7 protein-coding genes and 1 pseudogene are annotated in these 14,857 nt (G+C 37.3%); 7 read left to right on the top strand and 1 reads right to left on the bottom strand.

Annotation, left to right across the window (positions count from 1 at the left end; all coding sequences use genetic code 11):
• From HT689_RS09545 to HT689_RS09290, 6 genes and pseudogenes are all read left to right on the top strand, one after another.
• Positions 1 to 1,156: DUF1542 domain-containing protein (locus HT689_RS09545; RefSeq protein ID WP_240148120.1), on the top strand; the 1,156-nt coding region annotated here is incomplete at its 5' end.
• 532 nt (positions 1,157 to 1,688) lie between these two features.
• Positions 1,689 to 1,865 (top strand): 30S ribosomal protein S21, encoded by a 177-nt coding sequence (rpsU, locus tag HT689_RS09310; protein WP_000048054.1) that lies wholly within the window; start codon positions 1,689 to 1,691, stop codon positions 1,863 to 1,865.
• A 130-nt stretch (positions 1,866 to 1,995) separates the two neighbouring features.
• Positions 1,996 to 2,931, top strand: coding sequence for an HPr(Ser) kinase/phosphatase (gene hprK, locus HT689_RS09305; protein WP_173227127.1), 936 nt, complete (start codon positions 1,996 to 1,998; stop codon positions 2,929 to 2,931).
• A complete protein-coding gene (gene lgt / locus HT689_RS09300) occupies positions 2,924 to 3,712 on the top strand; it encodes a prolipoprotein diacylglyceryl transferase (RefSeq protein ID WP_173227129.1) in 789 nt (262 codons plus the stop codon). The genes hprK and lgt overlap by 8 nt, the downstream gene beginning before the upstream one ends.
• Positions 3,713 to 4,139: pseudogene (locus HT689_RS09295) on the top strand (DUF948 domain-containing protein).
• Positions 4,112 to 4,501: a YtxH domain-containing protein gene (locus HT689_RS09290; protein ID WP_173227131.1), complete on the top strand. Its 390-nt coding sequence runs from the start codon at positions 4,112 to 4,114 to the stop codon at positions 4,499 to 4,501. The pseudogene HT689_RS09295 and the gene HT689_RS09290 overlap by 28 nt, the downstream one beginning before the upstream one ends.
• Positions 4,502 to 4,745: 244 nt before the next feature.
• On the opposite strand, the gene HT689_RS09285 is transcribed toward HT689_RS09290, so the two are convergent.
• A complete protein-coding gene (locus HT689_RS09285; RefSeq protein ID WP_173251753.1) occupies positions 4,746 to 4,898 on the bottom strand; it encodes a hypothetical protein in 153 nt (50 codons plus the stop codon).
• A gap of 89 nt (positions 4,899 to 4,987) precedes the next feature.
• Between HT689_RS09285 and HT689_RS09280 the strand changes: the two genes are divergently transcribed.
• On the top strand, positions 4,988 to 14,857 hold a 9,870-nt coding region (locus HT689_RS09280; RefSeq protein ID WP_173280998.1), incomplete at its 3' end, for a YSIRK-type signal peptide-containing protein.

Genomic DNA, 14,857 nt, shown 5'->3' with positions numbered 1-14,857 from the left:
AGAGTTAGAAGCGGCAAAAACTGAAGCTGAAAAAGTTTTAGCAAAAGAAAATAATGCGACTAAAGAAGAAGCTAAAGCAGCACAAGCAAAAGTAGATGAAGTAAAAGCAGAATTAGATAAAGCTGCAGAATTGTTGAAGGATCTTGACAGAGAAGCTGCTAAAAAAGAAATTGCTGATGCCGCTAAAACAGCGACGGTTGCTATTGAAGCTAGTACAAGCTTAACGCCAGAACAAAAGGCAGAAGAAAAAGTCAAAGTAGCTAAAGAAGCAAAAGAAGCAAAAGATGCCATTGATAAAGCGACAACTGAAGCTGAACTAGATAAAGCTTTACGTACCTTCTTATATCAGTTGGATCAAGATTCATTAGTTTATGAACGACCATCTTTTGACCTTGGAGCATTCATTCAATCATCTATTACTGGAGTAGTAACAGTTGAACGTGGAAAAGCGATTCGTCAAGCTGATGTCATTGCTAAACTAAACTTACCAGAGAATGTTACGGTCATTAGCATAGATTTACCGGATACAAATACATTAGGGGACAAGTTTGCTAAAGTAACTTTAAGATTAGCAGATGGAAAAGAAATAACTGTAAAAGTACCGGTTAGAGTTGTTGCTTCACAAAGTGGGGAGTCTAAACCAGAAACTTCTCTTCCAGATTATGGCAGAAATAACGGATCAACTAACACAGATGTGAAAGTGGATAAAGCTAAGTTAGAAGGTGCTATCCATCAATTAGATGAATTAATCATTAAAGAATCAGCTAAGCTTGATGCAGAAACTGCAAAAGAAGCGAATGACTTATCAGCAGATGCTAAGAAAGTATTTGCTAATGCAGACGCAAGTCAAGCAGAAGTGGATGCAATGATTAAACGTATCGAAGACTTCATGGCGAAAGTTGCTCTATCAACTGATCATGCAACTCCAACTAACGACCAAGCTGCTCAAACACCAGCTGTAGCTCCAGCTACAACTCAAGCAGCAGTTAACGCCGGTCAAACAGCATCAGCACAAGCAAGTGTGCGTACAGTCGCTAAAGAATTGCCAAACACAGGTACAGTAGATTCTATAGTATCTATGGTAGTAGCGGCCGCAAGTGCCTTACTTGGTCTTGGTCTTGCAGGCCGTCGTCGTAAAGAAGACGAAGAAGCTTAATTGGTAGATTGTTTGATAAACATCAGATGATAATACTCAATGAAAATCAAATAGCAAACTAGGAAGCTAGCCACAGGCTGCTCAAAACAGTATTTTGAGGTTGTGGATAGAACTGACGAAGTCAGCTCAAAACACTGTTTTGAGGTTACAGATAGAACTGACGAAGTCAGTAACATATACCTACGGCAAGGCGAAGCTGACGCGGTTTGAAGAGATTTTCGAAGAGTATAAGTCCGATTTTCAAAGCTTAAACAAGTACCTCTCATAAGAAATCTCCTAGTAGGAAGGCGCTACAACCAAAGAAATCCTCTGATATCTTCTTTTAGACATATGATCTATCCCTTTAATGAGTGACCATATTCTCGATAAAAATAAGTACTGAATCCTGTTTCATCATATAAACAGGCGCTAAGCGCTTTCAACTCTTGTATAAATGGAAGAAAAAATCAAAATTAAACCGCATTTTTGCTTGACAATTATTCCTTTTACGTGTAGAATAAAATAGATATTAAACTTGAAGGGAGTGAAAAAAATGTCTAAAACAGTAGTACGTAAGAATGAATCTCTTGACGACGCGCTTCGTCGTTTCAAACGTGCGGTTACTAAAGCTGGTACTCTTCAAGAAACACGCAAACGTGAATTCTATGAAAAACCTTCTGTAAAACGTAAACGTAAATCAGAAGCAGCTCGTAAACGTAAAAAATTCTAATTAGAAATGAAAGGCTAGAGAAATCTAGTCCTTTTTCTTTTAAATAAATACTCCAAAGCCTGCAAAAATCAGAAACTTCCTCCCACAATTTGATATAATAGTAAAAAGAACTTGATTGAAGGAGGAAATGATGTCGGTTTTAGTAAAAGAAGTGATTGAAAAGCTTAGACTAGACATTGTCTATGGCGAACCAGAATTGCTTGAAAAGGAAATCAATATAGCGGATATTACGCGACCTGGTCTTGAAATGACAGGCTATTTTGACTACTATACGCCAGAGCGGATTCAACTTTTGGGGATGAAGGAGTGGTCTTATCTGATCAGCATGCCTTCCAACAGCCGTTATGAAGTTTTGAAAAAAATGTTTCTACCTGAGACACCTGCGGTCATTGTTGCTCGTGGTTTGGTGGTTCCAGAGGAAATGTTAAAGGCAGCCAGAGAATGTAAGATTGCCATTTTAACCAGCCGTACAGCTACTAGTCGTTTGTCTGGAGAGTTATCTAGTTATCTGGATTCTCGTTTGGCAGAACGTACCAGTGTGCACGGTGTCTTGATGGATATCTATGGGATGGGTGTCTTGATTCAGGGAGATAGTGGAATCGGTAAGAGTGAGACAGGTCTGGAGCTTGTCAAACGTGGTCATCGCTTGGTAGCAGATGATCGGGTAGATATTTACTCTAAGGATGAATTAACTCTTTGGGGAGAACCGGCTGAAATCTTGAGACACTTGATTGAAATTCGTGGGGTTGGGATCATCGATGTCATGAGCCTCTACGGTGCCAGTGCTGTCAAGGACTCTTCACAGGTTCAGCTTGCTGTCTATTTGGAAAATTACGATACGCATAAGACCTTTGATCGTCTTGGAAACAATGCAGAGGAACTCGAAATTTCTGGCGTAGCCATTCCTCGTATCCGTATTCCAGTTAAAACAGGTCGTAATATCTCTGTCGTGATTGAGGCAGCTGCCATGAATTATCGTGCCAAGGAAATGGGCTTTGATGCGACTCGTTTGTTCGAAGAACGCTTGACAAATCTCATCGCTCGAAATGAGGTGCAAAATGCTTGATCCAATTGCTATTCAACTAGGACCCCTAGCCATTCGTTGGTATGCCTTGTGTATTGTGACAGGCTTGATTCTTGCGGTTTATTTGACCATGAAAGAAGCGCCTAGAAAGAAGATCATACCAGATGATATTTTAGATTTTATCTTGATAGCCTTTCCTTTGGCTATTTTAGGAGCTCGTCTCTACTATGTTATTTTCCGTTTGGATTACTATAGTCAGAATGTAGGAGAGATTTTTGCCATTTGGAATGGTGGTTTGGCCATTTACGGTGGTTTGATAGCTGGGGCTCTTGTACTCTATATCTTTGCTGATCGTAAACTCATCAATACTTGGGATTTTCTAGATATTGCGGCACCTAGCGTTATGATAGCCCAAAGTTTGGGACGCTGGGGCAATTTCTTTAACCAAGAAGCCTACGGTGCAGCAGTGGATAATCTGGATTATCTACCTGGTTTTATCCGTGACCAGATGTATATTGAGGGGAGCTACCGTCAACCGACCTTCCTTTATGAGTCTCTATGGAATCTTCTTGGATTTGCCTTGATTCTGATTGTCAGACGAAAATGGAAGAGTCTCAGACGAGGCTATATCACGGCCTTTTACTTGATTTGGTATGGTTTTGGTCGTATGATTATTGAAGGCATGCGAACAGATAGCCTCATGTTCTTTGGTCTTCGAGTGTCTCAATGGCTATCAGTTGTCCTTATCGGACTGGGTATTTTTATCATTCTATATCAAAATCGAAAGAAGGCCCCTTACTATATTTCAGAGGAGGAAAACTAAATGTTAGAAGTTGCATATATTCTTGTAGCCCTTGCTTTGATTGTATTTTTAGTCTATCTAATCATTACTGTACAAAAGCTTGGACGTGTTATCGATGAAACAGAAAAGACGATTAAAACCTTGACTTCAGATGTGGATGTGACCTTACATCATACCAATGAATTGCTGGCTAAGGTCAATGTCTTGGCAGATGATATCAATGTCAAGGTGGCAACGATTGATCCACTCTTTAATGCTGTTGCAGATTTATCTCTATCTGTTTCAGACCTCAATGACCATGCGCGTGTCTTGAGCAAGAAAGCTTCATCAGCAGGTTCAAAAACACTCAAGACTGGGGCAAGTTTGTCAGCTCTTCGTCTTGCAAGTAAATTTTTAAAAAAATAAAAAAGGAGAATCCTTATGGGTAAACTATCCTCAATCCTTTTAGGAACTGTTTCAGGTGCAGCTCTTGCCTTGTTTTTAACAAGCGACAAGGGCAAACAAGTTTGCAGTCAGGCTCAAGATTTTCTGGATGATTTGAGAGAAGATCCAGAGTATGCCAAGGAGCAGGTCTGTGAAAAACTGACAGAAGTTAAGGAGCAGGCTACAGATTTTGTTCTGAAAACCAAAGAACAGGTTGAGTCAGGTGAAATCACTGTGGACAGTGTCCTTGCTCAAGCTAAATCCTATGCTTTTCAAGCGACAGAAGCATCAAAAGATCGATTCAATAATCTTAAGGAGCAGTGGCAAGAAAAGGCCGAAACTCTTGATGAATTAGAAGAGATTGTGATTGATATAACAGAAGAATAAAAGAAATAGTAACTATTCTAGGTCCTATAAACTCTCTAGTGGATTATACCTCTATAGAGCTTATAGGTTTTTTATGTGGATAAAACCTTAAATAAAAGAAATTTAATGATTTTTGAAAGTAGATAAGTATAATCTACTTTTTTGTGAATAGAGTTGCTTTTAAAAAATATCAACATATTCACAATGTTATACTTAAATATACAATATTTCTCGAATTTTAAAGAATATAAGGCAAAATATTTGATTAAGTATGTAGAAAATAGTATAATTTAGCTGTGATAGCTGTGATAGCTGTGATAGCTGTGATAGCTGTGATAGCTGTGATAGCTGTGATAGCTGTGATAGCTGTGATAGCTGTGATAGCTGTGATAGCTGTGATGTTATTTGCTAATAGCAATCATCATAGTGATTTTTGTAGCTTAACTCTTTTTAAGGAGTTGAAGTTATAAAGATTGCTTTTTTATTATATTTTCCTTAGGAGGAGAAATGGAACATAAAAATAAGTCATTCAGTCGAATGAAACGTCATCAGAGTGACAAGGTTTTGCGCTATTCTATTCGTAAATATAGCTTTGGTGCGGCTTCAGTAGCTGTAGCAGCACTGATGTTTTTAGGTACGCGCGTCGTGAGTGCGGATAGTCTAGTTGAAAACACTTCACACTCTACTGCAGGTGTAGTGAACCCTGAAAATAAGGTCGAGCCACCTGTGGGCGTTACGGAACCTACTGAAAACAAAGTAGAAGTTGCACAGAATCCTTTAGAAAAGGAAATGCCAACTAATAGTGAAAACATTGTTAAAGTAGTTGATAAAGCGAAATTAAGAAAAGTAGTTGAAGAGTTAAATACTACTCTTTCATCGAAATCAGATCTTGACAACTCAGTTCTTTCTCCGATTAAAGACAGAGTTCAAAAAGGGCAAGCCCTACTAGATAGTGATCCTGCAGCGCAGAAGGATGTAGATGAACTACTTTCCCTTTTAGAAAGTGACTTAACTGTCTTATCAAATGCTACTAAAGAATCAAGCACGGTTCAAGAAACTGCAACTGAGAATAATACTGAAATCAAAGATAATAAAACCACTTTTGAACTAAGTGAAGATGATAAAACTATTTCAGATAAGAAAGAATCACTAAAATTGTCTGCTGAACAATTACAAGCAGCGGTTCTTGAGCTCCCTGAACATGAATCAACTAAAGAAGTACTTGGAAAAGCAAATGAAGTTCTCTCACTTGCTCAAGGATTATTGACAAATACTAGGGTAACATCTAATGAACTTGAGGATTTGAATAATCGTGTTAAAAGAACGTTTAATTCTGTCAAAATAGTGACTTTGCGTCTAACTTCAGGTAAGAATGACCCACGTAATGGTCAAAGCATGGGTCAAGGTACACAGTTTAGAGCTTATACACCAGTTAGCTCTGGGGCGTTGAAAAACGTTAAATACTTTGCATCGGTCGATAGAAATACTAACGGTGGATCATATTTAAGGAATGATGATCCTGAATTTACAGAAAAAAAGACAGTAATTAAAGCAAAATATGAACAAAGCAGTTCAGGTAAATGGATGGTCTATGATGTTTACTTCAATAATAATGGAGTGGCCATGGCAGATCTCTCTTATAGTCAGCATTATTATTTCCAACCTCCGTTTAATATCATGGATGGTTCTAATAAAGTAGAAAATTTAACTTTTACTCGTTATCAAAATGTTTCTCGAGACCCTAGTAAAAAGCTTTCTGATGGAGGTAGAGAATTCCAAAAGGTTGGGGAGACGGCTGTAATTTCAGAACCATGGAGACAAAGAACCAACGTTTTCCCAGGGGATAGAAGATCTACATACGATCCACAAGGAGTAAGTCGTGCTGATCAAAAATGGCAAGTGTTTAAACGTAACCAAGACGATCCTTATTTAGATAAGATTGTAAGAAGAACAGATGGAAGTTACACTGATAGGGTCAGTTATACTCTTGGAATAGAAGTCGGTCGGGAAAACTTAGATTATGCGATCCATATGACCGCTAGAGTAAAATTGAAGGATAATGTGACAGAAACAGAAGCTGCTAATGGTAATGTGTATGCTGCTTCTGTTACAACTGGACAAACTACTAATCAATCATATATTGTAGGTTCGCAAGGAACAAGTCTAAAAACAAAGCCAGACGCACAATTATATCCACTTAAAGGAAGTTCGCATAACAAAACAGTAGGTGATCCCCTTCCAAATTCAGATAATCCAGTAACTGCTAAATATATTACTCCTAAAAATGGTGGGGAATTTCCATCAGGAATGGATTGGGGTTGGAAAAATAATATTAAACCAAGTACAGATACAGCAGGAATTTTCACCTATATAGCAACTGCTCGATACCAAGATGGATCAACATCAAATGATGCAGATGGAGCGGTGAAATTTACGGTTAAGCCTAAGAAACCTGCTATTACAGCTAATGATGTCGTTCATAAAAAAGGATTAACAAATCAAACAATCACGGTAAATGTTGGTACAGGAGTTAAAACAGGATCTACAGTTACTCTATATAGTGATGGCAAAGTTATCGGAACAGGAAAAACTACTGGAACTACTGCAAGGATTACAGTTGATGGGGCATTGACAGGAAATCCAATTACGGCTGAAACAAAGGTTGACAATGGAGGAGTTGTGGTCTCTGAGAAAAGTGACCCAGTTAGACCAACAGAAGCACCAGATAACCAAGAACCAACTGTTAAGATGACAAATCCAACAGAGACAGATGGAAACAAAGTAAGGGTATTAACAAAGAATGAGATTAATGCTCCTACAACTCGTATTTATAGAGGGGCAATTTTAGATGTTCCGTTAACAATGTATGATAACGATCCAAAAGGTAAAGTTAACTTGAAATATGAAAGTGGATTACCTAAGGGTGTTACTTTTAATAATGGAAGAACGCTTTCAATAACAGGAGCCACAGAGGCACACCCGCAAACAACAAATATTAGGGGGAAAGTAGCTGCTGATGCAACATTAGGAAAACAAGCGGTTACGTTCAAAGTGTCAGATGACCAAGGAAACAATGTTGATAGAGGCAATAAAGCAACTGTTAAATTTAATGTTGAAGTTGTTGACTTAGATTTCCAAAAAAATAAAGGTGAAGTCAAATCGGATGGTACTCTGGTTGTAAAAACTTCTAAAGGAGCTTCTTACAGTGATTCGCATGATTTTATTACGGCAACTGATGGAAAAGATGTAAGTGACCGATTCTTCCCAGGAGATATGAAGTTTAGATTTATTCAACCAAACAATACTGTTAGCAAGGTTGTTACCTTTAATGATCCTGGTAAACAAACTGTTAAAGCAGCTGCTTATTTCCATAATGGATATGCTGGAACAAATGAAGTTGAAAAAGTTACTAATAATACTCCAGGTAAAGATAATGAAATTATCAATAGATCATTCCTGTATAAAACTATCGAATTCCAAGTAAAACCTACTGCACCTACAGTAACTCCAGAAAACAATGGAGATGTTACAGTAACGCCAGTGAATGAAAAGAATGTAAATACATTTAATTTCACATATAATGAACCTCATAATTCTTCAAGAAAAATTACAGCAACAAAAACAAACGATGGATGGACATTAAGCAATGCTCCAGCTGATGGTGTGACGATTGATAAAACTACAGGTAAAGTAACGATTAAAGATAGAGCTATCAAAGATTCCGCCCCAGTTATTGCAATATCTAAAACAACTGACAATGTGGAAAGTGATCCAGTAACAAAAACTTCAAACGTTGGTGATAATGAACCACCTAAATTCAAGTTTACTCCTAATGGAAAAGAAACAAGAGTTGAAACTGGAGTAGGGCAAGTAGCCTATATCACTCCGACAGAAGATACAAACTTAAAGATTGGTACAGTTACAGATAACTCTGGTAAATTATCTGAGGTAAAATTCGCAGATAAATCTAATAGAGTATTTGGTATTCAAGGGTTAGGTTCAGGTATCACTTATAACGAAGTAACTAAAACAAATAATGGAGATGTGGATGCTCCAAGAGATATCATTGTTTCAGGTAAACTACCGGATCGTAATGGTAATTCAGCTTGGACAGATAACGTTGAAATTACACGTTTTGTTGTGGCGAAAGATGCTGCACTTAAGGAAATGAGAGATCAAACTGAAAATGTTTCAAATCCAACTCGTGTTAAATTAAAAGTTTTAACACAAGCAACGAAATATGATCCGCATGTTGGAAATCAAGTAATTGATAAAGATATTACTGCTTCAGGTGCAACGGTTACTCAAGCAGAATTTGATGCTATTAAATCAAATATTACCTTCACTTCAGAACGTGGTGATGTAAAAATCAGTAACGGTGCTAACAATAGAACTGCTGGTTTAAATATCACTATGAATGATAATGGTGCAATTAAGAAGAACGCTACGAATGGTTTATACTATGTAAGTGCAAGAATTGAATATCCAGACCACACGACTGAAGATATCGAAATTCCAGTTAGTAAATCTGATACAACAGCGCCAAAAGTAACGATTAATGGTAAAGAATTATCAGAGACAGCAACGGATTATTCATATGTAGTATTCAAAGAATCCACATTTAATCCAACCTTTAAAGTAAGTGATGATAAAAATAAAGTCACAAATATAAGCGTAACGGGTCTTCCAAGTGGTATGAAGTTTGAAAAATCAGGGAGCTGGTCTAAAGATGGTGCTGATGTACAAGTAGAAGGAAATAATATCACTGCAACAAATAATGCTCAATTAGGTGATCATGAAGCAAGTATTGTTGTAAAAGATGCACTAAACAATGAGAAAACGTATAAATTTAAATATAAAGTTGTAGATGTTGCAATTAGAGAAACACTAAAAACAGTCCCATTAAATACTCAATTAGAAGATTCTCATAATTATGTGAAAGTAGTAGATGCTCCAAATGCCGATGGTAATGATAAATATTATCCAGATGGTATGTCGTTCAAATGGAAGAAGGGAACTGCAGAGGTTGCTAATGAAACTAGATTGAGCAGACCAGGAATCATTTCTGAATATAAACCAGAAGTGAAGTTTAAATCTGGAGCTGGTTACTATACAAAAACAATTGATGGAAACCAAGTTAAGGTCTACACACCTGCTACCATCGAAAGAGACCAAACATTCCATGTTAAACCAACAGCACCAACAATTACTCCTTTAGAAAAAGGTGATGTAACAGTAACACCGGTAAGTGAAGAAAATGTTAATAGATTAAACTTTACTTATAAACATCCCAATGGTCAAACGACGATTACAGTTACAGCAACTAAAACTGGAAATAGATGGTCATTGACAAGTGGAGCACCTGCAGACGGTGTAACGATTGACCCTGAGACTGGTGTTGTTACAATCAAGGACCGTGCTATTAAGGACGCAACTGAAATAAGAGCTAAATCTGTGACAACAGATAGTGTAGACAGTGATACAACAACAGCAAATTCTAAAGTAGGGGATACAGAACCACCGAAATTTGAATTTACTCCGAATAATGTAGAAACAAAAGTAGAAACCAACGGAGATCAAGTTGTTTATGTAACGCCAACAGAAGATACAAATCTAACGATTGGTAGGGTAACCGACGATTCTAATAAATTGACTGAAGTTAGAATAGCATTAGGTCAGACATTCAATATAGGTTTGGGTGAAGGCTTATCTTATAATGAGGCTGTTCGTAAAAGTAATGTTGAATTAGATGCTCCAAGAGATGTTACAATTTCAGGTAATTTAGGAGATTATAAAACTGGGACTACAAAGTGGACAGATAATGATGAAGTAACACGTTATGTTGTAGCTAAAGATGCTGCAACAAATGAGATGAATAATCAAACTAACGATGTTACAAATAAAACTCGCATCAAATTTAAAGTTCTAACTCAAGCAACGAAATATGATCCACAAGTTTCAACTCAGCCAATTAATGTAGATGTTACTGCACCAGGTGCGAAAATTAGTCAATCAGATTTCGATTCAATGAAATCAAATCTGACATTTACATCTACACGTGGAACTGTAAAGATCAGTAATAATACAACTGGTTTAAGTCTTGCTATGAAAGAAGATGGTGCGATTAAGCCGAAAGATAATGGTACTTACTATGTTGGTGCAACTATCACATATCCTGACCACTCAACAGAAGATATTGAAATTCCTGTAACGAAAGTAGATGCGAATGAGCCAATCGCAACAATGGATGGTATGTTGTTAACAAAAGATGAAAACACTACTGCAAACTTCGTAGTGTTCAGAGGTTCAACATTTAACCCAACATTCAATGTAAGAGATGACAGAAACGATATTAAGACGATTAACGTAACAAAACTTCCAAATGGAACAAGTATTGAGAAAACTGGTTCTTGGACAAGTGGAACAAATGTTAAGATTACAGAAGACGCTAACACATCTACATCAACAGCTGATTTAGGAGAACGTGTTGGAGAAGTAACGATTACTGACGCTACAGGAAACACTGGTACTTATAAATATAAATATAAAGTAGTAGATGTTGAAGTTAGAAATAGTCCAGAAACAGTTGAGTTAGGAACGAAACTAGTTGATGCAGCGAATGCAAACAACGGTAAAGACTCTCATAATTATGTGAAGTTAGTTTCTGCAACAGATGGTATAAAGCAAGATGTGGATGATAAATATTACCCAGCAGGAATGAACTTCAAATGGAGTAAGAATAATGAACAAGGGACTACTGGTGAAGTAACTACTACTACGGAGCTTAACAAACCAGGTGTAGTAACTGATTACAAAGCATTAGTGAAATTCCCAAGAGGTGCAGGATACTATACAACCAATATAGACGGTAAAGCAGTTAAAGTTTATACACCTGCTAGCATTGAAAAAGAGGTTACATTCCATGTAGCACCTCCAAAACCAACGTTTAATCAGGATGCAGTATCATCAACAACACGTAAGATTAGCGGTACGTTAGGTGGATTCACATTAGATAATAATAATGATAGAGTTGTAGAAGTACACTTAAATGATAAAGACAATACAGTTTTATCAAGCAAAGATGGGCAAGTAACCATTAATGGAGATACTTGGACAGCGACATTACCTGATGACAAGAACCTTCGTCAAAGCGAAAATAAAAACGGAGAAACAGTTCAACCAGCAGCGATTACAGTAGTAAACAAAGTTGGAAATACAGATGTTTCTAAAACGAGTGAACCTAAAGTAGTCAAAATGGGTAATTACTCACCTTCTGCTACAATTGCTGGAAGCAAGCATATTGATGTAACAGTACCGCATGATGCAAAACGAATCGAGTTACGATTCCATAATAATTCAGATACAGATAATGAACCGAATAGCATTGTTCTTGTACGTAATGAAAATGGTGGAGATTGGCAAGTAGATCCTACAACGCCAGCTGGAGTTACAAATGCAAATAACTTTGTACAAGGAATTACAAATAGTATAAATGAAGCCAATAAAGCTGAAAACAAAGTAAGCATTGCCCTAAAAGAATCAGATAATAATAAAAAACTTCTTATTAAAGAAGAGGTTGCTTCTGGAGACAATACAGATAACTATACTAGCGGATTAGGATTACGAGTAGATTACAAACCTGAAACTGGACAAAATGCAACACCAGCAGGAAATTGGAAAGTAATTTCAGTATCAAATGATGCTCCAGTAGTAACGTTGAAAGATGCAGCAGTAGGAACACAAGAAAATCCTAAAGTTTATGATGCAGGAACAGTATTAACAGCAGACAAACTAAAAGAATTAGTAACGGTATCTGATACTGAAGATGATCGTACTACGGATAAACCGTTCGGAACAGGTACTGTTAATGTTACTGGACTTCCAGCAAATCCAACAGCAGGAGTATACGCTGTAACGCTTCAACCTGTTGATAGCCAAGGAAAAGCAGGAAACCAAGTAACTGTACATGTAGTTGTAAAAGAAGAAAAACCAGCAGCTCCAAGTATTTCTCAATGGCAAAATGGAAATGTGAAAGTAACGCCACCAACAGATGGGGATAAAGTAACAATTCCATTAACAGATGGAACTGTAACACTAGTGAAGAAAGATGCTGGATGGGAACTTGAAACACCGAAAGAAGGCCTAGTATTCCATAATGGTTCATTAGAAATTCCTAAAGAGTTAGTAGGAACTAGTGTGACTGCCAAATCAACAAAAGGTACAGGTGGATCAGCTGTAGATTCTGATGATGCGACATATACAACAACACCTCACAAAGTAACGACTGTTGATGTTATTAAAGAAGTAGATTCTCCATTAACAAATTCTGATTTATCAGGAAAAACAGGGGTTACTGGAGTAGTAGATGGAACTGAAACGAAAGATTTCATAGCAGCTAAGATTACAAGTGTAGTGGGAAATTCTGAATTACCGAAAGTAACTCCAGATAGTAAACATACAATTCCAGTGACAATTACTTATGAAGATAGTTCAACAGAAACAACAGATGTAATTGTTAAAGTGAAACCGCAAGCTCCAATAGTGACACCAAAAGAAAATGGAACTGTAGAAATTACACCGATATTAACTGGAGAAGGAACTACAACTATCACATATACAGGTGAAGATAACACGCCACAAACAGTAACAGTAACAAAAGCTGGAGATGGAACTTGGACAAGTTCTGATCCAACAATTGCTGTTGATGCAAATGGTAAAGTGACTATTCCTGCGGATAAAGTAAAAGATGGTTCACCAGTTACAGCAAAAGTAACAAGTAAGACAACAGACTTAACAAGTCAATCATCTACAGAAACTGCTGGAAAACCATTAACAGTCGAAGTAGGAACACCGGTAGATGCGATTGAAAACAAAGCATATACAAGTGATAAAGTGGTAACACCTAATAAAGACAATAGCACAATTACTCCAACTCCTAAGAATGGACTAACTGTAACTCCTGATGGTAAAGTTACTGGAACGCCAGATGTTAAAGACTGGGGAGAAATCGAAGAACATCGTACTGTAACGATTAAAGTAACAGTAACACATGATGGTGATACACCAGTTGAAAAAGACGTTGTAGTCAATGTATTAAGAGATACTGATGGAGATGGAACACCAGATAAAGATGATTTAGACGATGACAATGATGGTATTCCAGATGATCAAGATAAAAATCCAAAAGTAGCAGATGAACTAACAGGAAATGTGACACCACCAGCTCCTGTAAGAGAAAAAGCTGAAGTTCCACCGGTTACAGTTGTAACAACAAATAAACCAGGTGCTACAATTACAACAGAAAATCCACCAGTAAATGGATTATCAGTTAACAGAAATGGTGAGTTAACAGGAACTCCAACAGTAGATAACTGGGACAAAGATGAAGAAGAACGTCAAATTAACATTCCTGTTAAAATTACAAAAGAAAAAGATGGAAAAACTGGAAAAGAAACTGAGGAAATTAAGGTAGAAGTTCCAGTAACGATTCTGAGAGATACAGATGGAGATGGAACTCCAGACAAAGAAGATGCAGATGATGATAACGATGGAATTCCAGATGAGGAAGAGAAGAAAAACGGAACAGATCCGAAAGTTCCTACGACTCAAACTCCAACTATAGGAATTACTCGTAAAGAAAATGGTGATGCAATCGTAACACCAACGAAACCAGGTGGAGGAACTTATCCACCAGGAACAACTGTAACGATTCCAGGAAATGGCAATACTCCAATTGAACTTACAATTGGAAATGACGGTTCAGGAACAGTTCCAAATGATAAACTTCCAAAAGGAAATTTACCAGGAAAAGGTATCGTAACAGAACCGAATAAGAGACCATCTAATCCAGTTGATGTGACAACGCCAGCCCGTAAGACACCGACAGTAGAGTTACAACAAGATCCAGATACAGGAGAAGTAACAGTAACACCAACGAAACCAGATGGAACAACATACCCACCAGGAACTAAGGTAGAAATTCCAGGAAAAGATGGAAATCCAATCACTGTAACAATTGGACAAGACGGTAAAGGTAAAGTGCCAAATAAAGATTTACCAGATGGTAAAATCTCAGGTCCAGGAACAATCACTGAGCCTGGTACAGATAAAACTCCTGAAAAAGTTACTGTTGAAACGCCAGCTCGTTTAACACCAGCAATAGTATTAGATCAAGATCCAAATACAGGAGACGTAACGGTAACACCTAAGAAACCAGATGGAACAACATATCCACCAGGAACGAAGGTAGAAATTCCAGGTAAGAATGGCACACCAATTGTGGTAACAACAGGACCAGATGGAAAAGTAATTATTCCGAATAAAGACTTACCAGATGGGGAAATTCCAGGAACAGGTAAAATTACACCGCCAGGAAAA

Origin of the sequence: Streptococcus sp. 2342, assembly GCF_013276795.1 — a bacterium.
GTDB lineage: Bacteria > Bacillota > Bacilli > Lactobacillales > Streptococcaceae > Streptococcus.
This window is presented reverse-complemented; position numbering and strand designations above follow the sequence as displayed.